Genomic DNA, 24,175 nt, shown 5'->3' with positions numbered 1-24,175 from the left:
GACAATAGCAAGAGTGAACCACCTGATCCCTTCCCGAACTCAGAAGTGAAACCTCTTAGCGCTGATGGTAGTGTGGGGTTACCCATGTGAGAGTAAGTCATCGCCAGCTCATTATTCTAAAAATCCCCCTGATCATTCATCAGGGGGATTTTTTTCGCTCTTAATATTTGCAAATGAAAAAAAGCCCAAAATTTGGGCTTTAACTAAGTGTTATAGTGCTTTTTTAAGTATTTTTTGTTTTTGTTTAACTTGTTTGGCGTATTTTTTGCCTTGGCGTTTCATTTTCCAACTATTTTCATAACCACTTGGACCGACATTATAATAGGCTAAGGCCTTTTTTAAGCTGCCACTAGACTGTTGGTATTGCGCCAAAATAGAACTGCCACAGGCAATATTAATTGAAGGTTGGTATAAATCACCTGGACATTTTGCTTGCCAATAGCGTGGCATGACTTGAGTTAAACCTACGGCTCCAGCAGGGGAGCTTACTTGGCTACGATAGCTTGATTCTTGTTGAATGAGCGCAGCTAGTGTAAACACAGGAATTGCATATTGTTCAGCACTTTGTAGGATTAGTGGTGCAACCTGCTGTGCGGTTTCAGGTTTAACCTGATAGGCTTTTTGAATACCGTTAGAAAGTTGTTGCGAGCGCTGTTCAAAAGAGCCGTGTAAGCTATTGCAGCCAGCCAATATGCTCATTAATCCAGTCAATACAACGGTTTTAAAAGAAAATAATTGCAAAATTATAGTCACAGTAATAAAGATGAGCTGATGCTAAAAGTCATAGCCAACAGCGTCAAGAAATACGCTGTTGGCTTTTTGCAATAGTTAAGTTTTTAGCTGACGTCGAGCATGTTTTAACGCAGTTCTTAAACCTTCTTCTAGAGTTGGATGATAAAAAGGTTTATTTAGGACATCTTCAGGCGTCGCTTTTTCATCAATCAACCATGCCAGTAGATGTGCTAAATGTTCCGCAGATGGACAAAACAGTTCTGCACCTAAAATTTGCTGATTATCTTGAGCAATATAGATTTCTACAGCGCCTTGGTTTTTTGCCAATACCTGCGCACGACCTTGCTTTTCGTAGCTGACAAAACCGGTCACAAAATCAGTTTTATTGTCTATCAACTGTTTATAAGTCTGGCCTACACTTGCCATTTCGGGTTCGCTAAACACGATTCCCATTGGCGTTAAGGTTTTAACACTGTTTATCTTTGGGTAATTTAAGCAATTGTTCACCACCATTTTGCCTTCATGTGCGGCTTCATGCTGAATAGGCGTAGAGGTATGCGCATCTCCGACAATAAAAATAGGATAATCAGCTAGTTGTTTTGTGTTTTTATCAACGGGCAAGGTTTTAACATCGTTAAAATTAGGATCAATCTTGTCTAAATCGAGTGTATTTAAGCGGCTTGTTCGGCCGGTTGCTACAAGTAAATAATCAGTTTTTAGTGTCTGGTTTTTTTCGTCTTGTTGATAGGTGATTTCGACTTGCTGATCGAGTCTTTTAACTTTATCTGGAAGTGTTTCAAAGTGAATATTTAAGCTCTGCGCTAACAGCGTTTGTGCTTGTTGTTGCAGTTGTGGGCTTGTTAAAGAGCCGACTTTACGGCTACGTGCAAACATATTGACTTTAACACCTAAGCGTTGCATAGCTTGTGCTAATTCTATTGCAATCACGCCACTGCCAATGACTGCCAATGATTGTGGTAAATCTTTTAACTCGAAAATGTCATCGGATGTAATTAAACGATCACCTAACTCATTTTTCCATTCTTGCTCATAGTTTGGGGATGAACCCACCGCCAAAATAAAGCTTTTACTTTTATACTGTTGACCGTTGACTTCAACAGTATTGGCATTGATAAAGTGTGCTGTTCCTGAAATTTTATGTTGCTCAGGCCATTTATTTACATCATCTAAAGTGGCTTGAGTAAAACGGTCGCGTAGATGACGCACATGTTGCATAATGGCAGAAGTATTAATCTGACTTTCTACACTTAATCCGAGTGCTTCAGCATGTTGGATATCATGCATACGGTTGGCTGAGGAAATCAGCACTTTACTAGGCATACAGCCGACGCGTGCGCATGTTGTATCCCAAGGTCCCGCATTGATGATGAGTAAATTTTGAGTATGCCGAACCGCTTGTTTATACGCTGCAATGCCTGCTGTACCTGCACCAATAATAATAATGTCGTACATGGTTGTAATACGTTATAAGTCTAATGATGTTTTTACTATATAAAAAAACCCTCACGAATGAGGGTTTAATTGCAAATCCTTACATTAATAGCTTAAGCCACTTGGCTGCGTTAAAGTCGTGGTGATTTTTTTGCCATCATTGACTGATTGACCTGCATAAGTAAAACCATTAAAGGTGTGCTTAAAGTTTAAAGTGCTATTTACCAGATTTTGTTTAAAGGTAAAAATATTGTTACCGCTTAAGAAAATGCTGCCTGTAAATTGCTGTGCATTCAGGTTTGGTGTTTCATTTTCAACGCGCGTGCCATCGATTGTAGTCACACTCGGTAAATTCAGCTCTTGCTCGCCTGAATCTTTAATGCGTAGGCTCGCAGAAGTTTCTGCGTTACCAGGGGTGGATTCAATACGCAGTGATACAGGTTCAGCAAAAGAAACATTCGGGTTGTCGTTCACTAAAACATTAAAACCAGAACCTGCACGAATCTTAAATAACTCGCTATCTTTAGAGGTCAAATCTTTATGGATACTAATAGCCCCTGTAGTGACTTCGCGCTCAGTCGCTTCACCCGTTTCTGAATCTATCTCAGATAAAGTAAATGTAATTTTGTAATCACTGGTTTCTTGATTGATAAGTACAAAACGTTTTTGTTTAGTCTGCTCTAAACCCCAAGATTGTTGGAATGGGTAAGCAAATGCACCACTAATGGTAACATCATGGAAGTTCTTATCCGCATTCTCATTTTCAAATACAAAAATCATCGTTGGTGCTTGATAATCTTCTAGATTTGGGCTGACTTCGTCGTGCTGTAAGTTAATTCCTTTTAAGTCACTGGCTGTAATATCAAAATCCCAATCGTTATAACCTGAAACGAGAGTTTTAATTTCTTCACCCACAAAAATGTAGCATGCACGGTAATCAGAAGTACTTTCGTTAAAACATTTTGGACGATAGTTATTCGGATACTGTGTGACATCCACTTTGCGAATATCTTGAGAAAGCTGTAATGGGCCTTGTGCAAAGGTATCTAGAGCATGGTCGATATAGCCTTTAGTCGTTGTCGCATCATTTGGATCGTAATTACCAAACAAATACTGACCTTCGCGCTTTAAAACGTCTAATTGTGCTTTTGCTGCGACTAAATCAACAGCGGGTGGTTGAGTTGTGCCACCGCCCGTATTACCACCTGTATTGTTGTTGTCATAGTAACCGCTGCTACCACCGCCCCCACAAGCAACCAATAATGTAGATAATGCGATTGCTAAAGTACCCTGAACCAATTTCATAAAAGCCCCAAAATAATTATGTATATGAAATGTAATAATGCTTAAAGATAGCATAGATAAAATATGGCGCATATAGCGCCATATTTGCTGTTGATTATACGATTAAAGACTACTGCCGACCATCACACTGGCTGTTGGTCGTAGTTGCATCGAGCTACAAGCAGTTAAAGACAGACAGCAGAGTAAAATTAAGCATAATTTATTCATGTAATAAGCCTTGCGCTTTGGCCTGATCGAAAAGAGCTTTCGAACGTGTACCACTACGACACACCATCAGGATAGGTTTTGGAAGCTCATTATAATATTTAGCAAATTCAGCTACGTCTGTTTGAGAAATTTTACCACTGACGACAGGTTGGTAAATCACACTGACTTTGGCTTGTTCAGCAATGCTACGCAATTGATTGACGCTAACTAAGTTACCTGGCTCTTGATCAGGACGATTAACGATCACCGATTTAAAGCCTTGTTGCATTAAGTGCTTAAACTTATCAGTGCTCATTTGCCCAGTAACACTGACAGTTGCGCTTAAGCTTTTACTGAGAGCAGTAGTTTGACTTTGTGCAAAACTTGGACTGCTCATACTCAAAAACAGAGCAGCAATCACAGTTGCAAAAAAGTGCTTAGTCATCGAGCAAATCCATTTGTTTAGCCAGTTGATACAAATTATTTGAGCGATTACCGGTACGGCAGAACATTAATACTGGCTTTGGAAGTTCATTAAAATGATTGGCAAAAGCACGTACATCAAGTTCACTAATTTGACCAGCAACCACAGGTTGATGAACATAGTCTAAACCTGCGGCACGCGCTGCTTCTTCAATTTGCGCACTGGTCGGTTGATCTGGACCACCTTCCATATCTGGACGGTTATTGATGATTGATTTAAAACCTTTTTCTACCACTTGGCCAATATGTTCTGCAGCAATTTGACCTGCAAAGCCTACTTGATCACTCATCGTTTTACTCCATCATAAGATTCATAGATTTTTAGATATGATAGCATTATGCTGAAATCTGAACCTTAATCTGTTGCAATTTTTACAAGCAATTATAGCCAACTCAAAGCCATGGGCATGGGACGTTTATGTATCGTTATATCGTTGAACCGCTATATGTAAAAAGTGATAAAGACGTGTTGGCGGCGGACTTTTATCATCCCCAAACTAAAGAGCCACCCGCAGTCATTGTTATGGCGCATGGTTTGGCTGCGTTACGGCAGTTTAAATTGCAGCAATATGCCAAAGCTTTTGCCCAAGCAGGCTATGCAGTGATGGTATTTGATTATCGTTATTGGGGCGGTAGTACAGGACGACCACGCGAAATGGTCTTGCTTAAACATCAGTTGAATGATTGGCGTACTATGATTGAGCATGTCGCGGCACGTAAGTCGATTGATGCAAGCCGCATCGTCTTATGGGGCACAGGCTTAAGCGGCGGTTATGTATTAAATTTGGCAGCAGAGTTGCCACAGATTCGTGCAGTGATTGCACAAGTCCCTTTTGTCGATGGTGCAGAAACGGCCAAGCTCTATCCACTACAGCAACTCCCCAAAGCGCTGAAATTGTCGAGCCAAGACTATATGGGAGCAAAGGTGGGTTTAGAAGCTAAACGTTTGCCTGTGGTTGATGCAAATTCATTTAGCTTTTTCCCGGGTGCCAATAGCCAGCAAGGCTATTTATCCATCGTACAGCCTGATTATTATTGGAGTGGTGAGATTCCTGCGCGTGCTCTATTACAACTGATCCGTTATCGTCCTATAAGTATGGTGGAGCAGATTCGTTGTCCTGTCCTATTTATTGCTGCGCAATATGACACCGTTTCGCCAATAGAAAGCAGCCGTGCCTGTGCAACCCAAATTGCCCCGCATGTGCAGTATCATGAATGGCAAATGCAGCACTTTGATATTTATCATAATAAATACTTTGATAAAGCCATCCAAACCCAAATCGCCTTTTTAAATCAATATATTGGAGTCAAGCCATGATTATTGTCTGCCCAACATGCAGCGCTAAAAACCGTGTTCCTGAAGATAAATTACAAGCCAACCCAAGCTGCGGCCAATGCCAAGGTGCTTTAGTGCCTTTAGCGCCAATTGATCTGACTGAGCAAAACTTTAGTCAATTTATTACAGGGAGTGACTTACCGATTTTAATTGATCTGTGGGCAGAGTGGTGTGGTCCATGTAAGATGATGGCCCCGCATTTTGCGCATGTCGCCAAGTCTTACCCAAATGTGGTGTTTGCTAAAATAGACACCGAAGCCAATCCGCGTTTAAGTAGTGCGTTTAACGTGCGTAGTATTCCAACGTTGGTATTGATGAATAAAACCACAGAAATTGCTAGAATAAGTGGTGCGCTTCGATCTAGTGAGCTACAACAGTGGCTAGATCAGCATCTCAATGCCAATACCGGGAGCTAATGTGTCAGATCTACTCAAGCCCGAAGGGACTTTATCTCTTCAAACTATTGCAATGCCAGCCGATACCAACTGGAGTGGTGACGTTTTTGGTGGTTGGATTGTGTCGCAAATGGACTTGGCAGGTGCAATTCATGCAGAGCGTTTTTCTAAAGGACGCTGTGCAACCATTTCAATTAACCAAATGACTTTTTTGGTACCGGTAAAAGTCGGTGATGTGATCACTTGCTATACCAAAATTTTAAAAGTGGGTAATACTTCAATCCAAATGCAAATTGAAGTCTGGGATAGCCATGACAGTTCGCGTCCAGCGCGCCGTGTCACCGAAGGCGTATTTACCTTTGTGGCAGTGGATGTCAAAGGCAATAAGCGTCAAATTCCTGAAGATGCAAAAAAAGCTTGGCAAGATAGCCAAAACGCTGAATAAAAAAAATCCCGCAGATGGCGGGATTTTTTTATTTAGTCTTTAAAGTTATTAAACTGTAATGGTAGACCAAATTGTTGTTCTTTTAAAAATGCCATGACTTGCTGTAAGGTGTCACGCTTTTTATCAGTGACACGGATTTTGTCACCTTGGATTGAAGATTGCGCTTTGATGCCGCTTTCTTTAATCGCTTTGTTAATTTTTTTGGCAGTGTCAGAATCTAAACCATCTTTCAGTTTAATCACTTGTACAAAGTTTTTCCCTGAAGCAGCAGCTTTTTGTGGATCAAGCGCTTGTACGTCGACTTTACGCTTATAGAAATGGTTTTCTAACATAGTGTAGACTTGTTCGCACTGGAAATCGCTTTCAGTTGAGATTTTGATTTCTTTCGATTTTTCGTTAAGCTCAATCGAAACGTCCTGACCACGGAAGTCGAAGCGCGTTGCAATTTCTTTTTGCGTGTTTTGCACCGCATGATTTACTTCGAATAACTCTAATTCAGATACAATGTCAAAAGAAGGCATAGTTTAGACCTTTACAAATGGAAAGAATATCTGAGATGCTAGGGATGTTTTCTTCATTTGCCAAGTGTTGTTTACATCAAAGGAGTGCACAATGATCCGTAAACAAGAAATTACAACATTTGAGTTCCCAGAAAATGCGGTTATCTGGGATGTTCGTGAACCAAACTCTTATGCAGAGGGTCACATTCAAGGTGCGATAAATCAGCCAATCGTGAATTTATCAGCAGATAGCCTAGCTCAGGTGGCAGCGGATCAACCGATTTATATTCTATGTGGTGGTGGCAGTAAAGCGCCGCGTGCCGCAGAATTATTAGAAGGTTTTGATAGTTCACGCGAATACGTGGTGCTGATGGGTGGCACCCGTGCTGCGCGTGATGCTGGCTTTACCTTAGAGCAAGGTTAAAAAAAAGCGCCGTGAGGCGCTTTTTTTATGTGGGTTTAAAATAAGGCTTTTTAGCTTTCACTTTTTTCTGAAAACGCGTTACTTGTAATTTCTGTCTTAAGCTTTCAGGTACAGGACAAGCCTGCTGTAAAATCTCTGCCACTAAAATCTCACTACACAGTGGGGCAAATAAAAAGCCTTTTGAGCCAAGTCCTGCAAGCGTATAAATTTCTTGCTCTGGCTGAACTTTACCCAGTAGTGGGAAATAATCTAAACTCTGTGCACGTACCGACGCGCGGCCTTGCCAAGTTTCAATTGGTGCTAAACGCTTGGCATAATCAGGAAACACGCTTGCTAATAAGCTCAAGTTATGTTGATGGTCTTCGATTAGTACATCAGCATCGTCACGATTTGGGTAGAAAGACGCGCCTAAAATGAGTTGCTCTGCATCAAGCTGCATGCAATAGCCACCATAGCTATAGGCTTGATCTAGCTCTAAGGGCTGCGCTGCATTGTTGAGCCAACTGACTTGACCACGAATGGCTTTTAAAACTGGGTATTCTTGGAAGAATTGCTGGCTGTTTAACGCGCTACACACCACAACATGATCAAAGGTACCTAAACAGTCTGTCTGGCTATAGAGCTCAGTTTGCGTGGCTTTACGAATCTCAGTGACTTCAGCAATGTGCAGCTTAATATTTGCATGCGCCAAAATTTCATTACGAAGCTGATGTGGGCGAATCACACCAGCCGAATTGAGTCTTAAACTGGCAGAATGAATCAAGTCATGCGTTGGCTGAGCTGTTAATACCTCTTGTGGATATTCATCCGCTAATCTGAGTAAATCATCTGGATTTTTTAGGGCAATTTGATTGACTTCAATCGCACGAAATGCTGCAAATTGAGCATAATGCGTGAGTGCATGCTGCCAAGCAAGGGTCATTAAATGTTGATCAGCCTGCTCAATCGGACATAGTTTAGGATTGAGTAAGGCCAGAGGGTTACCAGAAGCCCCGCTTAAGGGCGCTGATTGCTCGAAAATCGTCACTTGATGACCACGACTGGCAAATGCCCACGCCGTACTTAAACCTGCGATTCCTGCACCAATTATGGCAATCTGACGTTGCTTAGGTGTTTTTTTTTCTAGGGTTGGCTCTGTATCCGTGATTGGCCAAATGGCTTTGAGCATTTCCCGTTTGTGCTTAAAACCTCGCGGTCGTGAAATGGCAACACCATGTTGTTTTAAGCCACGTTTAAGTACGCCTGCCACGCTAAATGATGAAAATGTTGTACCTTGATCAGATAAGCGAATGATATTGTTGAGTACATTGTCTTCCCACATATCAGGATTGCAAGATGGGGCAAAACCATCTAAAAACCACGCATTGACCTGATGGGTTTTGGGAATCACTGGAAAGACATCGTGCGCATCACCGAGCCATAAATCTAAGCTAAAGCGTTCGTTAGGAAAATTTAAACGATGACAACCAGCAATCGGTAAAGGATATTGTGCGATGAGTTGCTCGGCTAAAGGTTTTAGCTCAGGCCAAACATTGAGTGCACGGATTAAATCATGTTTGCTTAACGGGAATTTTTCCACTGAAATGGCATGTAAATGGCTGTGATTCGCAGGGCGAACCTGTTGCCATAATTGCCATAACGCCAAGATATTTAAGCCTGTGCCAAAACCAGTTTCACCTACACAAAAATAAGCATGTGGCTCAAGCTGGGCTAAGCGTTCGGTGAGGTCATTACCATTTAAAAAGACATGCCGAGTTTCTAATAGACCATTGTCTTTAGAAAAATAGACATCGCCAAATTGTTTAGAAATGGGAATATCAATACCATCGATCATCTGCCAATCTAGGTCGGCTGTAACAATTGCATGAGACAAAAGCAAAAATACCTAAAACGAAGAAAAAACAATTACCACTGACGGCGGCGTTTATTGTAAATGTAACCGGCAAGTAAGAAACCGAGTAATACACCTACCACTACAGTCACAGCACCATACAAAAACATCTGCGCGCTACGTTCGGTTTGGAGAACTTGCAGTTGTACGCCTAAGTTGTCGTTTTTAAGTTGTAATTCTTGATTTTGGGCTAAGGCGGCAAGGTTGGCTTTTTCGAGTTGCTGTAAACGTGTGGCTTGGTCTTTGACTAAAGACTTCACTGCTGCGTCTTGTTGTAATTTATTTTTTGCCAGTTGTTCTGCAGTCAAGCCCTTATGATTAATTGGGGCATTGGCAGCACCAGTAGGCGGTGTTGGTGGACGTGTAGCAGGTAAAGTGACAGGCGGTGGCATGGCGGTCGTCGTCGTTGCAGGAGCAGTTGCACTTGGTGGTGCTTCTACCGCCCATGCAGATGAGATCAGACAAGAAAGAGCCAAAACACTAGAAACAACGACACGCATGCGACTTTATCCTTTCGGGAAGGCTTTGTTGAACGGTTTTACCTCAATCTGTGAGTAAACCCCTTCACGTAAAAATGGCTCTTCAGCTAACCAAGCATCGAGTGCTTCGCGGCTGTCAAAGTCAACAATAATGGTACTGCCATAAAAACCTGCGTGTGGATTGCTTGGATCTTTCGGCATTGCACCAGCTACAACTAAACGACCCTCATCATCTAATTGTTGTAAACGTGCTAAATGTTCAGGGCGTGTAGCAAGACGTTTTTCGACTGTACCTTCCTGATCGGTACAGGTCACGACAAATAATGGCATGTTTGTTCTCGAATTCGATTATTGTGCAGAGGATTTAAAGTATTTACGCAATACAATAAACTGAACAATGATAAAGGAAAACATGACGATCATGTCACCAAAAGCAGTGAATTCGCCCCAATATTTACCATCTAAAAATAAATAGGCAAAGAAACAGTGTAAAAATGACATGACGGCAAACATGCCTGCCCAAGCATAGTTGAGTTTTTTCCAACCTTTTGCGCTTAATTCAAACACAGGGCCAAATAAACGCTGAATCAGTGGACGGCGATCTTTCATAAAATACGGTGACAATAAGAATGCACCAGCAAAGACTAAATTGAGGAGTACGGCTTTTAAACGAATATAAAAATCATCGCTGAGCATTAAAGTCACGCCACCAAAAATCACCGTCATAAACAACACAATCCATTGCTGTTTATCGAGGCGGTATTTTTGCATCACAAACATCACGCCATAGACCAGCAACATCGACAGCATCAGACCAGTGGTTGCCACTAAAATGTTGTTGTTATCGACACCGCCTGCAGAACCAATCAATTGTAGTAATGGATGCTGAGTATCATGAGGTTCGACGGTTTTATATAAATAAAAGAAAATAATGAGTGGCACAAAGTCTAAAAGTGCTTTCATGTTAGAGTATCTAAATCTGAGCAAATGAATGAAACATAGTATAAGTGATGGACGGCGTAGATTTACATACACATAGCAATATTTCTGATGGAACTTTGTCACCATTAGAATTAGTGCAGGCAGCCGCAGCAAAAGGCATTCATACTTTGGCTTTAACCGACCATGACACTATGGACGGCATTGCTTTAGCTGAACAAGCGGCATTAACCTTAACTCAGCCCTTAAAAATTATTTCAGGTGTAGAAATTTCTAGTCAATGGTCACGACCTGCGACCAAAAAAAGCTATGGCGTACATATTGTGGCACTCAATATGCAAAACCCCGCGCCTTTATATCAATTACTCGAACAACAAAAACGTATTCGTGCCGAACGTTCTAAGCAAATTTGTGACTTATTAATTCCGCTGATTGGACAAGATATCTATGCCGATGTATTGGCTAAAGTCGATAATATTGCTGATCGGGTGACGAGAAGTCATATTGCGCAGACTTTAGTAGAAAAAGGCATCGTGAGCCGTGTGCAACAGGCTTTTGACAAATATATTAAAGAAGGCAAAAAAGCCTATGTGAAATTTGATGGTTTAGGTTTAGAAGAAACCATTGCCGTGATTCATGCCGCAGGTGGTTTTGCGGTGCTGGCACACCCAACCCGTTATGATTTATCTGCCACCAATATCCGCTATTTGATTGAGATTTTTGCCAAATTTGGTGGCGACGCCGTGGAATTGCCACCTGCAGTTGATCCTGCTTCTACGCGGCAAATGGTGGATCGCATGATTGCCGAATTTAATTTAAAAGTGTCAGTGGGAAGTGATTTTCATGGTGATCATATGCCTTGGATTAAACTGGGCAATATTCCGCGTCTCAAAGAAGGACAGCTCGGGATTTGGGAGAGTTTTGTTTAAATCCCCATCCGTCCCCGTGTTGAAAAAGAGAAAAGTCGTGATGCTGTATTCGTGGGTCAACGGAGAGGGAATCCTTAAATCGAAAAGCAGTTTTTGATTAAAGTAAATTATGATCTTGCGCTTGAATCGGTGGTGGGGTAGGTTTACCTAAAGTACCAAGCAATTCAATCTCAATGGTACGTACCATGGCATCTAGAGGCAAGTCGTTGCTTTGCGTGCCAAAAGGCTCTTCAATTTCGGTACTTAAGGCATCGAGTCCTAAAAAAGTGTAAGCCAAAATTCCCACTAAAAGTGGTGTGGCTAAGCCAATGGTTGAGCCTAAGCTAAACGGTAACAAGAAGCAGAAAAAATACACGGTACGATTGAGCAACACCGAATAAGCAAAGGGTACAGGCGTAGTGGCAATGCGGTCACAGCCAGTTTGTACGATACTGAGTTCCATGACGTGCTGATTCATCTGACTGTAAATAATGTCAGAAATTTCGCCTTCTTTTAGCGCTTGCATCAGCTCCCATTGAATGAGACTTAACGTATATTGCGGTGCATTAACTTGTTGATAAAGCTGAGTAATAGCTTGCTGACTCATGCCGCTAGTTTCCACCAAGGCCAATGGATTGGCAGTTTGATGACGTAAACGGTCACGCAGTACGTTAGCAAATAAAATCACATGCCGAATGACCCGTTCCCGTCGACCTTGCGATAACATGCGACAATCACGGTCAAAATGGCGTGCGTTGGCAATTAAAATGCCCCATAGCTTACGTGCTTCCCACCAACGGTCATAGCAAGCACTGTTTTTAAAACCTAAAAATATCGACAATGCTACGCCAATTAAGGTAAAGCCTGCCAAAGGCAATTCAGGTAAATGAAAGAAATCGATATAAGATAAACCCCCTACAATTGCGGAGATGAGCATCACAATGCCTAAGGGCGGTAATACCTTGGGTAAAATTGTGCCGCGCCATGAAAATAACAGCTTAAATGTGGTGGGTTGGTCGCGAACAATCATGTTTTACAATCGTCAGAATTTGTATTGATCTTCATGATTTCCCGATTTTTTGTCAATAGATTTAAGTCTAAGATTAAGGCGAATTTTTAGGCAAAAGCAATTGATGTTCGGCAAAAGAAAAACTGCTGTCGCGTGCGATAATACAATGATCAATCAGCTCGATTTCAACCAAAGCGCAAGCAGCTTGAATCTGCTCGGTCATTTGTAAATCTGCTTTGGAGGGTATGGCTTTAGCAAAGGGATGATTATGGGCGATCACAAGATGAGTGGCATATTGGGCAATGGCAAATCTGAGAATTTGATTAATAGAAATTTCACAAGAATTTAAGCCACCGAAGAATAGTTTTTTAAAGGCAATATGACGTAATTCGGCATCTAAACACAGCACTGCAAATACTTCGCGAGTTTCATCTAACAGTTCAAAACGTAAGTAATCGACCAATAAGCTAGAGTCGTTTAAAGATAAGGCTTGTTGTTGCAACTGCTGCCCGATATAGCGTTTACCGAGTTCTTTTACTGCCATCAACTGGGTATATTTACTTTGGCCAATGCCATGAAAATCAGCCAATTCGCTTAATTCTGCATCTAAAATTTGACGTAAATTGCCAAAATGTTGTAACAATTGCCGCGCCAATTCCACTGCCGATAAGCCTTTGCTGCCAGAGCGTAAAAAGATCGCCAGCAGTTCTGCATCGGATAAGCTCGCTGCACCATATAAAATTAAGCGTTCACGGGGCCGTTCTTGTTCGGGCCAATCTTTAATAGAATTTTTCATAAAATTATACTTTTTTTATTTAAGATTGTCTGTTGTGACGTTCTGGTCACTTGGGTGTTAGATTATTTAATGCTATTGTCAGCGCCACTGCAACACAAAGGTAGCCTGCGCGTGAGCTTTGATTTAAGTGTAATTCCTAATAAAAATATTCTACTGGCGGTCACAGGCGGCATTGCTGCATATAAGAGCGCCATTTTAGTGCGTCGTTTAAAAGATGCTGGTTTTAATGTTCGTGTGGTGATGACCGAAGGTGCGCAAGCCTTTGTTACACCCCTGACTTTCCAAGCTTTATCTGGTTATCCAGTGCATACTGAACTCCTTAATCCTGAAGCCGAAGCAGGCATGGGACATATCGAGTTGGCACGTTGGGCCGACTTATTGTTAGTTGCGCCAGCAAGTTGTGATGTCTTGGCAAAATTTGCCTGTGGTTTGGCCAATGACTTACTCTCGACCTTATATTTAGCCACAAAAGCACCAGTTTGGGTAGCGCCTGCCATGAATCAGCAGATGTGGGCTGCTAAAGCGACGCAGCGTAATCTAAATACTTTAATTGAAGATGGCGTGCATGTGATTATGCCAGATGCAGGTTCACAAGCCTGTGGCGATGTAGGCTTGGGGCGTATGCCAGAGCCGGAAGATTTAGCCCATCAAGTGACAGCATATTTTCATCAAGCGCAGCGTGAAATTGCGGAAAAATTTGGCTTATTGGCGGGTAAACATGTGGTGATTACTGCAGGCCCAACCCGCGAAGCAATTGATCCGGTGCGTTATATCTCGAATCATAGTACTGGTAAAATGGGTTTTGCCTTGGCTGCAGCATGTTATGCGGCAGGCGCCAAAGTCACTTTAATTGCGGGACCCGTGAGTCTAGATACGCCAAATGGTGTGGCACGCATTAACGTGGCTTCAGCGCAAAAAATGCTTGAAGTCAGTTTAGAGCTGTTAGAACAAGGCTGTGATATTTTCATTGCGACAGCAGCAGTTGCTGATTATCGCGTAGCAAAAGTGGCTGAGCATAAAATTAAAAAATCGGGTGATGAATTGCAAATTGCCTTGATTAAAAATCCAGATATTGTGGCAACCATTGCCCAACAAGAAAAACGTCCGTTTATGGTCGGTTTTGCTGCCGAAACGCACAATGTGGAAGAATATGCTGCGGGTAAATTGGTGGCTAAAAAACTGGATATGATTGCATGTAATGATGTTTCACGTAGCGATATTGGTTTTGCCTCGGATGAAAATGCCATGACGGTATTTTTTGCTGATGCTTACCACATGTCAAAACGTGATTTAGACAAAGCCTCTAAACAAGAGATTGCCCAGCAATTGGTTGAAGCGATGCATGATGCTCTGAGTAAGAAATAATTTTTATTTATTGCTGCTAAGACTAATATAATTCAGGAAAGGACTCATGAAACAAGTAACTTTAAGAGCTTTTTGTGTTCAGCCATCAGATTTATTTCAATCAGATAGAGATCTTTTTCTTAAGCTTAAGGATAAGCTTAAAGAGCATGAACGAGTTACTTCAAGACGTATGAGGCTGAGCAGTAATACAAATGAAGAAGATGTATTAGCTTATTATGATGAGCCACTGAAAGAACATAACTCTGTGTTCTGTACAATTGTCAGAATTGTCTTAGGAAATATGCCTAAGATTAGTTCTGCACTTTTGGACAAGAAATCTTTTACTCTGGCAGATTTGAAGGCAGAGGATTTGGATGTCTCTGCATTATATAAAAGTGATTATTCATTTAGGGTTTCTAATAATTTTATTGTTACTAATTTGCCATCAAACTTTACGATTAGTCGACTACAAACTTACCTAAATTGGTTTTTGGATGATTATTATGATATATCGCCTCTAATTGACGTTGAGCAAGCTCGTCGGGCTGCGGATATTAGATCTATTACTATTCAAGATCCTATTTATGGTGAACTGAAACAAGATAATAGTAAAAATTGGCTTTTAAAAAATATAGGAATTCCTGCGGTAAAAAAATTATTTAATGAAACTAAGGCTATGAGAGATTTAGAGTTAGAAAGTATTATTTCTGCTAAATTGGTTTTGGAGATAGATAAGCCAAATAGGAAGAACTCTGCTGCTATCCAGCAATTCTATAGCGCATTTTTCAAGCCGATTGCTGATATTGATAATATTGTAGTAACTACAAGAGATAATCAAAAAATTCTAAAAGGTAAAGATTTATTAAGAACAAAGATAGTTGAAATTGATACTGATGATTTTGGAAATATTATTGATCAAAATTTGTCACAAGAAATGCAAAAGTTCATATTAGAATTAGAAAATGATAAAAAAAAATATTACTTAGCATAATTTTTTTGGTGCTATCAGTGGTAATTGCTTCGGTTTGGAGTGTGAAACTTGATAGTACTTTTATCAATACAATTTACACTATATCGGGAATAATGTTTTCGATAGGAATGGGTGTTATCTGTACATTCAGTCCAGATAAGATAAAAAATATTCAACTTTTTTCGAGAGTTAAAGAAAATATTATAACTGTCAGAAACTCATTTCTATTTTATTTCGCATTAGTATCTTTTTTTTATTTGTTATACCTTCTATGTAGTAATTTTGAGAAAACTATATTTATTAGTGATATTAAATTGGTTTTTAATTTGTCAGTTTTCTTATTGGGTCAAATTATATTGAGTATAATTTTTTTCATTACTAATTTTTTAGAAATTCAAAAGCTAAATTTCGATATCGTCGAACGGACAAATAAATAAAAAGCCCGCAAGTGCGGGCTTTTTTTAGCTTAAGTTTAAGCTTGGCCTTCAGCTGCTGCTTGCGCACGCTGTAAGTTGGCTTCAAATTCTGCATCAAAGTTAATTGGTGTTAACAATAATTGTGGGAAGCTACCTTTAGTCACCATATCGTTGACCGCTTCACGTAGGAACGGGAACAAGATGTTCGGGCAGTAAGCACCAAGTAAGTATGGAAGACGATCTTCTTCTACACCATCAATTAAGAAAATACCTGATTGTGTGACATCAACGATAAATGCAGTTTCGCCTTGGTTATTGGCTTGAACAACAACTTTTAAAGACACTTCAAAATGTGTTGGATCAATTTTCTCTGCTGAAGAAGAAAGATTAACGTTAAGTTCTGGTTCCCATGCTTTGGTAAATACAGCAGCACTTGGTACTTCAAAAGAAATGTCTTTAGTATATAAACGCTCTAAAGCGAGTTGCGGTTGTTGTTGTTCGCTCATGATGAAATCCTTAAATTTAAGTAAAAATTAAGCCAATAATTCGTCAAGTTTGCCTTCACGATCTAAGGCATATAATTGATCAAAACCACCAATAAACTGATCATTAATAAAAATTTGTGGCACAGTACGGTGATTGGTACGTTGCATTAGTTCTACACGTACTTCGGGTGCTTCTTTTGATAAGTTAATTTCTTTGTATGCCACACCTTTACGCTCAAGGAGCTGTTTTGCGCGTACGCAATATGGACATACGGTTGTTGAGTAAATTGTTACTTCAGCCATGTTGTTCTCCTTAGCGTTATTTTGCTTTGACTAATGGTAAACCTTGCGCTTTCCAATTGTTGATGCCGCCATCTAAACGATATGCATCATGGTGAGCGACTTGTTGTAAAGCTGTACCTGCCACTTGACCTAAGTTACAAATAAATACCAATGGGCGTTCTGCAGCTTTTAACTCTTCGATATGACTTGTGATTTTGCTGTAAGGAATATTACGGCTACCACTGATGTGACCTTCACGGAAGTCTTTGGCATCACGCAAATCAATTAACATTGCATTCTGCGCTTTTACTAAAATCCCTAAAGATTGCGGTGAAATTTTACGACCGCCACGTTTGCCTTCAATCACGAAGAACAACACCAACAGTACAGCAAGTGCACCAAACAAGAAGGGGTGATTCCCCATAAACTCGAACCAACGTTCCACAAGTCACCTAAATTACAATTGTAAATTGCCCAAAGTATAGCTGATTAGATATGGTGATCAAACTCAGCGCTTCAAGCAAGAAGTTTATCTTGCCACTAATTTTTTTGATTAGCTTCTGTGATTTCGTCAATTAAACGTAAATAACTGTCTAAACGACGTGCCAAAATTTCACCATCTTGTACCGCTAAGCGTAAAGCACATTGCTTTTCGTGTTTATGGGTACAGTTACGGAATTGGCAATAACCTAAACGGTTTTCGATTTCTGGAAAACCTTGTTGCACTTTATCGGCATCTAAATGCCATAAACCAAATTCACGAATGCCGGGTGAGTCAATTAAAGCCGCACCTTCACCAAAACCAATTAAACGGGTAGAGGTGGTGGTATGCTGACCCAAAGCTGAGTTTTCTGAAATGATATTGGTCTTTTGCGCAGCATCCGGCACGATGGTATTAATTAAAGAGCTTTTACCCACACCAGATTGACCTACAAATGCCACAGTTTCACCGGCTAAGCGTTGAGAGAGCTCAGTTAAATCACCATCAGAACGACATTGCAACACTTCATAACCTAAGTCTTGATACTCTTTGAGTAAATCTAAGATTGGATCATTGTCTTTAAGTAAGTCATCTTTATTCATGACCAATAAGGCAGGAATGTCCGCATCGGCACAGGCCACCAAATAACGGTCAATTAAACCCGGAGCAGGTTCAGGCAAGGGTGCAAACACGATCACAATTAAACTGATGTTCGCCGCTACAGGTTTGACTTTGTGGTAACGATCAGGACGGGTGAGTAACGAGCTACGCGGCTGAATCGCAGTAATAATGCCTAAACCGGTATTCGGGTCAGCTTGCCATTTGACTCGGTCACCAGTGACCAATAATTCTAAGTTGGTACGGGTATGACAACGCCATACACTGCCCATTTCAATCGGTTTCCAAAACGGTTCAGGTTCACCGTCCAGCACCACAGGTTTTTCAGGATGTATGTCGGGCACCGACAAGGCTTGCACTTCAAGCTGACGGCCATAATGTTGCACCACCAAGCCTTCCAAATCGTTTGATGTATCGATTTCTTCTTGGCGTGTTTTCTGTTGTTTCTGAATTCGGCGTTGTTGCTGTTCAGTTAAACGACGTTTACGAATTAAAGCCATTCACATCCTAAAAAACCTAAAACTAAGGAGGGCAAAATAGCATGAAGCAGGGGGCAAGTTACAGCACTCGGGCAATAAATTTGCTACTATAATTGTTTTTTAACCGAATAAGATTGCACATTTATGAGCAGCACACCTGACACTCGTCTGATTTGGATCGACCTTGAAATGACAGGTCTAGATACAGATAACGACCAAATTATTGAAATTGCAACAATTGTAACCGATGAAAATTTAAATATTTTGGCAGAAGGTCCGGTGCTTGCCATTCATCAATCGCCAATTACTTTAAATGCGATGGACGAGTGGAACACCCGTCAACATGGTCAATCAGGTTTAATTGAGCGTGTGCGTCGCAGTAAACTCACCGCGCGTGATGCTGAATTACAAACCCTAGAATTTTTGAAAAAATGGGTCAGCCCAAAATCATCGCCAATGTGTGGTAACTCGATTTGTCAGGATCGTCGTTTCATGCATCGTTTAATGCCAGAATTGGAACAATTCTTCCACTACCGTAACTTAGATGTTTCATCTGTTAAAGAGTTGGCTAAACGCTGGCGTCCAGAAATTATGCAAGGCTTAAAGAAAAATGCCTCGCATTTGGCTATGGATGATATTCGTGATTCGATTGCTGAACTGAAATACTACCGTGAATACTTCTTCATTATGAATAAGTAATCTAAAAAGGAGGCGAATCGCCTCTTTTTTTATTTACAAAAAATAAATGGCTTGCTCATGGTATACGCATAAAAATTGCTTAATATCATTGGCAATTATTGATTGAAACAGGGGAAACTATGCAAAGTAATAACCCAATTTTAACCCGTGTCGAAGTGGCAGGCGATTATACTCAGCCGATGACCGTACAAGGCGCGGTACAAAAATCTGTGCTCTTAACCGTGATTGCTGCCGTGGTGGGTCTTGGTTTATTTTTCTATACCTTTATCACTGCTCAAGCTTCGATTGCCTATGCGGGGGCAATAGTGGGTGCAATCGGCGGTTTTATTTTGGCGTTAATTGCCACATTTAAACCCAATACAGCACGTATGCTGGCCATTCCTTATGCTTTATTTGAAGGGGCTTTTCTTGGAGGAATCTCGGTGATTTTTCAACAGAAATTCCCAGGCGTACCTTTACAAGCACTTTTGGCAACTTTTGTCACCACTTTAGTGATGTTTGGTCTGTACCGTATGCAATTAATTCGTGCCACGGAAAAATTTAAAGCGGTGGTGATGTCAGCCAGTCTTGCCATTGCCATGGTGTTTGTGGTGCAAATTGTGATGAACTTAGCCTTTGGTTCAAGCATTCCACACTTATTTGAAAGCAATTGGTTAGGCATTGGCTTTGCGGCTTTTGTCGCCGTGATTGCCTCATTAAATCTCATCTTAGATTTTGATTTAATTGAAAGTGGTGCAGCCAATTATGCACCTAAAGCCATGGAATGGGTCTGTGCGATTGCCTTACTTGCCACTTTGGTGTGGATGTACTACTCATTTTTACGCTTACTTGGTCTAATTCAAGGCGATGATTAAGTTTAAAATTGCTTTAAAAAATCGCGCTGAATCAAGCGCGATTTTTTTATGTGTTTTTTTAAGCAGATAACTAAAAAAAGATGCATTATGCAATTTCAGAAATGCTAGAGAATTGGCATTATGCTGTTAAATTATTTTAAGAGAGAGTCACATGGCACAAGGACTATTGGCAGGTAAGCGTTTCTTAATCGCAGGGATCGCAAGTAAATTATCAATCGCATTTGGTATTGCCGAAGCACTACATCGTGAAGGCGCTGAACTTGCCTTTACTTATCCAAACGATAAATTAAAAAAACGTGTGGATGATTTTGCTGCGCAGTTTGGTTCTAACTTGGTTTTCCCATGTGACGTTGCCAATGATGCAGACATCGACAATGCCTTTTTAGAATTGGCGAAGCATTGGGATGGTTTAGACGGTGTGGTGCATTCAATTGGTTTTGCACCAGCGCATACTCTAGATGGTGACTTTACTGAGATTACTGATCGTGAAGGTTTTAAAATCGCGCATGACATCAGTGCCTATAGCTTTATCGCGATGGCGCGTGCAGCAAAACCATTATTGTTAGCACGTCAAGGTTGCTTATTAACGCTGACTTATCAAGGTTCTGAGCGTGTATTGCCAAACTATAACGTGATGGGCTTGGCTAAAGCATCTTTAGAAGCAGGCGTACGTTATTTAGCGTCTAGCTTGGGTGCAGAAGGTATTCGTGTAAACGCAATTTCTGCAGGTCCAATTCGTACATTAGCAGCATCAGGCATTAAATCTTTCCGTAAAATGTTAGATGCCAATGAGAAAACTGCGCCGTTACGTCGTAACGTAACCATTGAAGATGTTGGTAATGCAGCATTATTCCTATGTTCACCATGGGCCAATGGTATTACGGGTGAAATCCTTTATGTGGATGCTGGTTTTAATACGGTGGGTATGAGCCCTGAATTGATGATGGCTGACTAAGCCTCATCGATATAAAAAAGCACCTTTTTAGGTGCTTTTTTATTGGTGATGTTTAAAATAAGACTTTAAAAACGACACCTTGGGGAAGCTATGTGGTTTTTAGTGTTGCTATTGGTCGGCATGATCGGCTGTGTCGTATGGTTATATCAGCGTAAATCACCTGTTGAACGTGATCAACAGCAGCTAAGTGCTGCACTTTGGGTCGACCATGTAGATGCCGAATTGGCCTTGGCACAATCCTTAATACACGGTTCACCGCCTGATTATGAACGTGCCTATAGCCTGCTTCAGCAGTTAAGTCAGCAACATGAATTGCCTGAAGCTTATGTCTATATGGCCTTTATGCAGCAGCAAGGTTTAGGCCGACCTGTTGATTTAAATGCTGCAAAAAGTTTACTGGAAACCGCACATCAACGTGGCAGCGATGAAGCCAGTTTTTATTTGGGTCAAATTTATCAAACAGAACAGAACATTGCACAAGCCTTGTATTGGTATCAATATGGCGTAGCACGGGGCAATGCCAATGCACAGTACCAGCTGGCTGAATTTTATCTAGAAGGTCAAGGTGTCGAACAAGATTTAGAAAAAGCCAAAAGCATTTGGATGGATGCAGCCAAAAAAGGTCAGGTCGATGCGCAGTATCGTTTGGCAGAAGCGCTGTGGTACGGTCATTATTTTTCGCAAGATCAGGTACTGGCTCAACAATATTTACATCAAGCTGTTGAGCAACAGCACCCACAAGCCATTGCATTATTACAACAGCTTCAGCAGCACAAGGGTTTAGTGCGTGATGACAGCATTCACTTGCAGCATATTAAACAACAAGCTTTTAAAGGGGATGCCAATGCGCAATATCAGTATTGTTTAGCAGTATTAAAACAGTTGATTGATGGCGAGCAAAGGGATGCCGTATTAGCTTTACTCAAACAAGAAAGCCAAAAGCAGCAAGCTTATGCCTTAAGTTTGTTAGGCAGTGCTTACTACTTTGCTTGGGGTGTTGAAGCCAATACGCGTCAGGCATTTCAATTCTGGACACGCGCGGCAGCCAAGCAGGAGCCAATTGCCTTATGTAGTTTAGCTATGTTGCAACAACAAGGTGTGTTGATCGAGCAGCCTAATTTAACGCAAGCATTTAAGCTGTATCAGCAGGCAGCGGCAACGGATTCCTATACTGCGCAGTTTTTATTGGCACAGTGTTATATTTATGGACAAGGCATAGCGCTAGATGCCACGCGTGGCTTAAAGCTGTTACAACAAGCTGCCACGCAATTTGACATTCAGGTTAAAGATAAAGCTGATATTCTGTATAGCTTAGGCCGCTTTTATGCGGAGCGTTTAAATGTGTTTGAAGATCAAGCCAGAGCACACAGCTATTTGACGTTGGCTGCACAAGAAGGCTCAACCTTAGCTGCGTTAGATTTGGCCTATGCTTATTTAAATGGTGTGAATGGCTTTGAACACAATGATCAGCAAGCGCGGGATTATTTTAGCCAAGCACAGCAACAGGGCAGTATAGAGGCGCAAACACAATTGGCGATCTTGCTACTTGATGGACGAGGTGGCGGGGTAGATCACGCGCAAGCATTTGCTTATTTACAACACGCTACCGAGCAAGACAATGCCTTAGCAATAACCCATTTAGCCCGCTGCTATGAGCAAGGTTTAGGGGTTGGTGAGGATATGCAGCAGGCATTGGTACTCTATCAACAGGCAATGCAGATGGGAGAAGCACAAGCCTTTTATCATATGGGGCGTTTAACGGCTCAAGGGCATGGTGTGGTGCGTAATCTAGAGCAAGCGGTCAATTATTTAAACCAAGCGAAAAATTTGGGCTATGCCAAAGCAGCGCAGTTGATCGCGTCTTTACAACAAGAATATTAAGCTAAAAAAACCGCAGCCTAGGCTGCGGTCATTGTTTTAAGGCAGGCTATTGAGCGGTGAACCACCTAAGGCTTGCATTAAGGTCACATAAGCATTGTATTGGCTTTGTTTGCTTTGTACCAAGCTTAGGCGTGCATTACGTGTAGTGGCTTGTGCATCTAACAGATTCTTTAACGCAATTGCACCATTTTTATAACGCACTTGGGTTAAACGTTCAGTCTTTTCTGCTAACTCCAGATTTTTTTGTTGTAGTGTCACTTGTTTGTTTAGTTCACTACGATTAGACAATGCATTTTCGACATCAGCAAAGGCTTGATACAAGGTTTGACGATATTGAACAATGGCTTTTTCATAGTCTAAATCGCTAATCGCTAAGTCCTTTTGCATATCGTTATATTGCAAAAATGGCAGACTTAAACTTGCACCTAAAGCCAGCGCTGGATTTTGTAACAGTTGGGTCAGCGAAGTACTCGAAGAACCTAAGCTACCAGTTAAGCTAATAGATGGATAATAACTGGCTTTGGTGGCATCTTTATTGGCAAGTGCTTTACGCAAACGTAACTCTGCGGCTTGTAAATCAGGACGACGCGACAACAGTTCAGCAGGTAAGCCTGGTTGAATTGCGGGTAAGCTTGCATGACTTAAGCGTTTGGGTTCGACCAAATTAAGCTGCTGTACAGGACGATTGAGTAACACGGCCAGCGCAGTGCGTGTTTCTAACAACTGCTGCTGGATTTGACTTAAACTGGCGCGTTGACTTTGTAGGGCTTGTTCTGCTTGGGTAAGATCTAAGCCAGAAACAGCTCCTACACGGTACTGAGTGCGAACTAAATTATAGGTTTGCTCAGTACTGTTTAAGTTAAGTTGCGCAATACTCAAGCGCTCATTTAAGTAGCCCAATTGCCAGTATAGATTGGCAGTGGTGGCAATTAGGCTTTGGGCAGTGGCTTGCAAATCTTGTTCGGTGGCAAGCGCTTCCCAACGTGCCACTTCAGTTTGACTGGCAAGACGGCCAAATAAATCCACTTCATAGCTTACGCCAGCATTTAAGGAAACACCACGCGCTGAATCACGGCCAGAATTTAGGTCAAAATTATGCCCTGTAGAGGCGCTTGAGTTGACCCGTAGACCTTGACGATCTTGTGCAAGACCTGCTTGTAAGCGCGCTTGTTGTAACTGAATGCCCGCCACAACCAAATCATTGTTATGGGCTAAGACTTCATCGACTAAGCGATTTAAGCCCGCATCATTAAATAAAGTCCACCAACGATCTAAATATGTGGCTTGATGGATTTTACTTTGATCAATGGCAAAGCGCTGTGGAATGTCGACCACAGGCGCTTGATAAGGGGTTTTCACCACAGCCGCACAGCCAGTTAGGGCAGTGCCTAACAACACTGCGCTGGCGAAACGGGTAAAGTTGATCGTCAT

28 protein-coding genes and 1 rRNA gene are annotated in these 24,175 nt (G+C 41.3%); 12 read left to right on the top strand and 17 right to left on the bottom strand.

The features are described from left to right. A 5S ribosomal RNA gene (gene rrf, locus CYK47_RS07385) occupies nucleotides 1-109 on the top strand; the annotation flags it as partial. Nucleotides 110-210: 101 nt separating this feature from the next. On the opposite strand, the gene CYK47_RS07380 is transcribed toward rrf, so the two are convergent. The 5 genes from CYK47_RS07380 to CYK47_RS07360 all read right to left on the bottom strand — a co-directional run bounded on the left by CYK47_RS07380 (nucleotide 211) and on the right by CYK47_RS07360 (nucleotide 4,448). Next, on the bottom strand, nucleotides 211-699 hold the full coding sequence (locus CYK47_RS07380) for a lytic transglycosylase domain-containing protein (RefSeq protein ID WP_122900353.1): 489 nt from the start codon (nucleotides 697-699) through the stop codon (nucleotides 211-213). Nucleotides 700-828: 129 nt separating this feature from the next. Next, nucleotides 829-2,205: a dihydrolipoyl dehydrogenase gene (locus CYK47_RS07375; RefSeq protein ID WP_122900351.1), complete on the bottom strand. Its 1,377-nt coding sequence runs from the start codon at nucleotides 2,203-2,205 to the stop codon at nucleotides 829-831. Between the two features lie 84 nt (nucleotides 2,206-2,289). Further along, nucleotides 2,290-3,489, bottom strand: coding sequence for a hypothetical protein (locus CYK47_RS07370; RefSeq protein WP_122900349.1), 1,200 nt, complete (start codon nucleotides 3,487-3,489; stop codon nucleotides 2,290-2,292). A gap of 199 nt (nucleotides 3,490-3,688) precedes the next feature. Further along, complete coding sequence (locus tag CYK47_RS07365) at nucleotides 3,689-4,120, bottom strand: protein tyrosine phosphatase family protein (RefSeq protein ID WP_122900347.1); 432 nt, start codon at nucleotides 4,118-4,120, stop codon at nucleotides 3,689-3,691. Then, entirely contained in the window at nucleotides 4,113-4,448 is a 336-nt protein-coding gene (locus tag CYK47_RS07360) for a protein tyrosine phosphatase family protein (protein WP_122900345.1), read from the bottom strand. Before CYK47_RS07360 ends, CYK47_RS07365 begins: the two co-directional genes overlap by 8 nt. A 128-nt stretch (nucleotides 4,449-4,576) precedes the next feature. On the opposite strand from CYK47_RS07360, the gene CYK47_RS07355 reads away from it, so the two are divergent. From CYK47_RS07355 to CYK47_RS07345, 3 genes are read left to right on the top strand one after another with little or no spacing between them, the layout of a single operon-like run. Continuing rightward, a complete protein-coding gene (locus CYK47_RS07355) occupies nucleotides 4,577-5,476 on the top strand; it encodes an alpha/beta hydrolase (protein WP_122900343.1) in 900 nt (299 codons plus the stop codon). Beyond that, a complete protein-coding gene (gene trxC / locus CYK47_RS07350) occupies nucleotides 5,473-5,910 on the top strand; it encodes a thioredoxin TrxC (RefSeq protein WP_122900341.1) in 438 nt (145 codons plus the stop codon). Before CYK47_RS07355 ends, trxC begins: the two co-directional genes overlap by 4 nt. Next, nucleotides 5,891-6,334 carry an acyl-CoA thioesterase gene (locus CYK47_RS07345; RefSeq protein ID WP_216075871.1) on the top strand — a complete coding sequence of 148 codons (444 nt, stop codon included), beginning with the start codon at nucleotides 5,891-5,893 and terminating at the stop codon, nucleotides 6,332-6,334. The genes trxC and CYK47_RS07345 overlap by 20 nt, the downstream gene beginning before the upstream one ends. A gap of 32 nt (nucleotides 6,335-6,366) precedes the next feature. On the opposite strand, the gene CYK47_RS07340 is transcribed toward CYK47_RS07345, so the two are convergent. Then, nucleotides 6,367-6,855, bottom strand: coding sequence for a YajQ family cyclic di-GMP-binding protein (locus CYK47_RS07340; protein WP_122900337.1), 489 nt, complete (start codon nucleotides 6,853-6,855; stop codon nucleotides 6,367-6,369). 91 nt (nucleotides 6,856-6,946) lie between these two features. Here CYK47_RS07340 and CYK47_RS07335 point away from each other — a divergent pair, with 91 nt between their 5' ends. Next, complete coding sequence (locus CYK47_RS07335; RefSeq protein WP_122900335.1) at nucleotides 6,947-7,258, top strand: rhodanese-like domain-containing protein; 312 nt, start codon at nucleotides 6,947-6,949, stop codon at nucleotides 7,256-7,258. A 25-nt stretch (nucleotides 7,259-7,283) separates the two neighbouring features. On the opposite strand, the gene mnmC is transcribed toward CYK47_RS07335, so the two are convergent. From mnmC to CYK47_RS07315, 4 genes are read right to left on the bottom strand one after another with little or no spacing between them, the layout of a single operon-like run. Beyond that, nucleotides 7,284-9,131: a bifunctional tRNA (5-methylaminomethyl-2-thiouridine)(34)-methyltransferase MnmC2/FAD-dependent 5-carboxymethylaminomethyl-2-thiouridine(34) oxidoreductase MnmC1 gene (mnmC, locus tag CYK47_RS07330; RefSeq protein WP_171407309.1), complete on the bottom strand. Its 1,848-nt coding sequence runs from the start codon at nucleotides 9,129-9,131 to the stop codon at nucleotides 7,284-7,286. Nucleotides 9,132-9,163: 32 nt separating this feature from the next. Beyond that, nucleotides 9,164-9,649, bottom strand: coding sequence for a hypothetical protein (locus tag CYK47_RS07325; RefSeq protein ID WP_122900333.1), 486 nt, complete (start codon nucleotides 9,647-9,649; stop codon nucleotides 9,164-9,166). A 6-nt stretch (nucleotides 9,650-9,655) separates the two neighbouring features. Further along, entirely contained in the window at nucleotides 9,656-9,958 is a 303-nt protein-coding gene (locus tag CYK47_RS07320; RefSeq protein ID WP_122900331.1) for a YciI family protein, read from the bottom strand. A gap of 18 nt (nucleotides 9,959-9,976) precedes the next feature. Then, entirely contained in the window at nucleotides 9,977-10,591 is a 615-nt protein-coding gene (locus CYK47_RS07315) for a septation protein IspZ (protein WP_122900329.1), read from the bottom strand. A 47-nt stretch (nucleotides 10,592-10,638) separates the two neighbouring features. On the opposite strand from CYK47_RS07315, the gene CYK47_RS07310 reads away from it, so the two are divergent. Further along, nucleotides 10,639-11,496, top strand: a complete 858-nt coding sequence (locus CYK47_RS07310; protein WP_122900327.1) for a PHP domain-containing protein — start codon at nucleotides 10,639-10,641, stop codon at nucleotides 11,494-11,496. A 97-nt stretch (nucleotides 11,497-11,593) separates the two neighbouring features. Here the strand turns inward: CYK47_RS07310 and CYK47_RS07305 are convergent, their stop codons facing one another. Next, nucleotides 11,594-12,505, bottom strand: a complete 912-nt coding sequence (locus CYK47_RS07305) for a bestrophin family protein (protein ID WP_122900325.1) — start codon at nucleotides 12,503-12,505, stop codon at nucleotides 11,594-11,596. 73 nt (nucleotides 12,506-12,578) lie between these two features. Further along, nucleotides 12,579-13,280, bottom strand: coding sequence for a RadC family protein (radC, locus tag CYK47_RS07300; RefSeq protein ID WP_122900323.1), 702 nt, complete (start codon nucleotides 13,278-13,280; stop codon nucleotides 12,579-12,581). 111 nt (nucleotides 13,281-13,391) lie between these two features. On the opposite strand from radC, the gene coaBC reads away from it, so the two are divergent. After that, the gene (gene coaBC, locus CYK47_RS07295) at nucleotides 13,392-14,645 is read left to right on the top strand and encodes a bifunctional phosphopantothenoylcysteine decarboxylase/phosphopantothenate--cysteine ligase CoaBC (protein ID WP_122900359.1); all 1,254 of its coding nucleotides are present in this window, start codon (nucleotides 13,392-13,394) and stop codon (nucleotides 14,643-14,645) included. A 46-nt stretch (nucleotides 14,646-14,691) separates the two neighbouring features. After that, complete coding sequence (locus CYK47_RS07290) at nucleotides 14,692-15,615, top strand: hypothetical protein (protein WP_122900321.1); 924 nt, start codon at nucleotides 14,692-14,694, stop codon at nucleotides 15,613-15,615. Between the two features lie 451 nt (nucleotides 15,616-16,066). Here the strand turns inward: CYK47_RS07290 and secB are convergent, their stop codons facing one another. The 4 genes from secB to rsgA form a co-directional block, all read right to left on the bottom strand. Continuing rightward, nucleotides 16,067-16,516 (bottom strand): protein-export chaperone SecB, encoded by a 450-nt coding sequence (secB, locus tag CYK47_RS07280; protein ID WP_122900317.1) that lies wholly within the window; start codon nucleotides 16,514-16,516, stop codon nucleotides 16,067-16,069. A gap of 27 nt (nucleotides 16,517-16,543) precedes the next feature. Beyond that, nucleotides 16,544-16,798 (bottom strand): glutaredoxin 3, encoded by a 255-nt coding sequence (gene grxC / locus CYK47_RS07275; protein WP_122900315.1) that lies wholly within the window; start codon nucleotides 16,796-16,798, stop codon nucleotides 16,544-16,546. 16 nt (nucleotides 16,799-16,814) lie between these two features. Further along, a complete protein-coding gene (locus tag CYK47_RS07270) occupies nucleotides 16,815-17,222 on the bottom strand; it encodes a rhodanese-like domain-containing protein (protein WP_122900312.1) in 408 nt (135 codons plus the stop codon). Between the two features lie 95 nt (nucleotides 17,223-17,317). After that, a complete protein-coding gene (gene rsgA / locus CYK47_RS07265; protein ID WP_122900310.1) occupies nucleotides 17,318-18,376 on the bottom strand; it encodes a ribosome small subunit-dependent GTPase A in 1,059 nt (352 codons plus the stop codon). Nucleotides 18,377-18,499: 123 nt separating this feature from the next. On the opposite strand from rsgA, the gene orn reads away from it, so the two are divergent. The 4 genes from orn to CYK47_RS07245 all read left to right on the top strand — a co-directional run bounded on the left by orn (nucleotide 18,500) and on the right by CYK47_RS07245 (nucleotide 22,744). Continuing rightward, complete coding sequence (orn, locus tag CYK47_RS07260; RefSeq protein WP_122900308.1) at nucleotides 18,500-19,054, top strand: oligoribonuclease; 555 nt, start codon at nucleotides 18,500-18,502, stop codon at nucleotides 19,052-19,054. A 119-nt stretch (nucleotides 19,055-19,173) separates the two neighbouring features. Beyond that, entirely contained in the window at nucleotides 19,174-19,908 is a 735-nt protein-coding gene (locus CYK47_RS07255; RefSeq protein WP_122900306.1) for a Bax inhibitor-1/YccA family protein, read from the top strand. Nucleotides 19,909-20,059: 151 nt separating this feature from the next. Next, nucleotides 20,060-20,863: an enoyl-ACP reductase FabI gene (locus CYK47_RS07250; RefSeq protein ID WP_122900304.1), complete on the top strand. Its 804-nt coding sequence runs from the start codon at nucleotides 20,060-20,062 to the stop codon at nucleotides 20,861-20,863. Between the two features lie 90 nt (nucleotides 20,864-20,953). Further along, nucleotides 20,954-22,744 (top strand): tetratricopeptide repeat protein, encoded by a 1,791-nt coding sequence (locus tag CYK47_RS07245; protein WP_122900303.1) that lies wholly within the window; start codon nucleotides 20,954-20,956, stop codon nucleotides 22,742-22,744. Nucleotides 22,745-22,780: 36 nt separating this feature from the next. On the opposite strand, the gene CYK47_RS07240 is transcribed toward CYK47_RS07245, so the two are convergent. Further along, complete coding sequence (locus tag CYK47_RS07240) at nucleotides 22,781-24,175, bottom strand: efflux transporter outer membrane subunit (protein WP_122900301.1); 1,395 nt, start codon at nucleotides 24,173-24,175, stop codon at nucleotides 22,781-22,783.

Source organism: Acinetobacter sp. B51(2017), assembly GCF_003711395.1.
Classification (GTDB): Bacteria; Pseudomonadota; Gammaproteobacteria; order Pseudomonadales; family Moraxellaceae; genus Acinetobacter.
Note: the sequence above shows the minus strand (reverse complement) of the source record. Positions and strands in the feature narration are given on the sequence as shown.

Coding starts and splice junctions, on each gene's coding strand:
- CYK47_RS07320 (WP_122900331.1), bottom strand. CDS start 9,958: ATGCCATTATTTGTCGTGACCTGTACCGATCAGGAAGGTACAGTCGAA.
- CYK47_RS07240 (WP_122900301.1), bottom strand. CDS start 24,175: ATGACGATCAACTTTACCCGTTTCGCCAGCGCAGTGTTGTTAGGCACT.
- CYK47_RS07290 (WP_122900321.1), top strand. CDS start 14,692: ATGAAACAAGTAACTTTAAGAGCTTTTTGTGTTCAGCCATCAGATTTA.
- CYK47_RS07345 (WP_216075871.1), top strand. CDS start 5,891: ATGCCAATACCGGGAGCTAATGTGTCAGATCTACTCAAGCCCGAAGGG.
- CYK47_RS07375 (WP_122900351.1), bottom strand. CDS start 2,205: ATGTACGACATTATTATTATTGGTGCAGGTACAGCAGGCATTGCAGCG.
- radC (WP_122900323.1), bottom strand. CDS start 13,280: ATGAAAAATTCTATTAAAGATTGGCCCGAACAAGAACGGCCCCGTGAA.
- CYK47_RS07325 (WP_122900333.1), bottom strand. CDS start 9,649: ATGCGTGTCGTTGTTTCTAGTGTTTTGGCTCTTTCTTGTCTGATCTCA.
- CYK47_RS07245 (WP_122900303.1), top strand. CDS start 20,954: ATGTGGTTTTTAGTGTTGCTATTGGTCGGCATGATCGGCTGTGTCGTA.
- CYK47_RS07305 (WP_122900325.1), bottom strand. CDS start 12,505: ATGATTGTTCGCGACCAACCCACCACATTTAAGCTGTTATTTTCATGG.
- CYK47_RS07370 (WP_122900349.1), bottom strand. CDS start 3,489: ATGAAATTGGTTCAGGGTACTTTAGCAATCGCATTATCTACATTATTG.
- trxC (WP_122900341.1), top strand. CDS start 5,473: ATGATTATTGTCTGCCCAACATGCAGCGCTAAAAACCGTGTTCCTGAA.
- CYK47_RS07360 (WP_122900345.1), bottom strand. CDS start 4,448: ATGAGTGATCAAGTAGGCTTTGCAGGTCAAATTGCTGCAGAACATATT.
- CYK47_RS07335 (WP_122900335.1), top strand. CDS start 6,947: ATGATCCGTAAACAAGAAATTACAACATTTGAGTTCCCAGAAAATGCG.
- secB (WP_122900317.1), bottom strand. CDS start 16,516: ATGAGCGAACAACAACAACCGCAACTCGCTTTAGAGCGTTTATATACT.
- CYK47_RS07365 (WP_122900347.1), bottom strand. CDS start 4,120: ATGACTAAGCACTTTTTTGCAACTGTGATTGCTGCTCTGTTTTTGAGT.
- orn (WP_122900308.1), top strand. CDS start 18,500: ATGAGCAGCACACCTGACACTCGTCTGATTTGGATCGACCTTGAAATG.
- CYK47_RS07310 (WP_122900327.1), top strand. CDS start 10,639: ATGGACGGCGTAGATTTACATACACATAGCAATATTTCTGATGGAACT.
- CYK47_RS07250 (WP_122900304.1), top strand. CDS start 20,060: ATGGCACAAGGACTATTGGCAGGTAAGCGTTTCTTAATCGCAGGGATC.
- CYK47_RS07355 (WP_122900343.1), top strand. CDS start 4,577: ATGTATCGTTATATCGTTGAACCGCTATATGTAAAAAGTGATAAAGAC.
- CYK47_RS07340 (WP_122900337.1), bottom strand. CDS start 6,855: ATGCCTTCTTTTGACATTGTATCTGAATTAGAGTTATTCGAAGTAAAT.
- rsgA (WP_122900310.1), bottom strand. CDS start 18,376: ATGGCTTTAATTCGTAAACGTCGTTTAACTGAACAGCAACAACGCCGA.
- CYK47_RS07315 (WP_122900329.1), bottom strand. CDS start 10,591: ATGAAAGCACTTTTAGACTTTGTGCCACTCATTATTTTCTTTTATTTA.
- CYK47_RS07255 (WP_122900306.1), top strand. CDS start 19,174: ATGCAAAGTAATAACCCAATTTTAACCCGTGTCGAAGTGGCAGGCGAT.
- CYK47_RS07380 (WP_122900353.1), bottom strand. CDS start 699: ATGAGCATATTGGCTGGCTGCAATAGCTTACACGGCTCTTTTGAACAG.
- grxC (WP_122900315.1), bottom strand. CDS start 16,798: ATGGCTGAAGTAACAATTTACTCAACAACCGTATGTCCATATTGCGTA.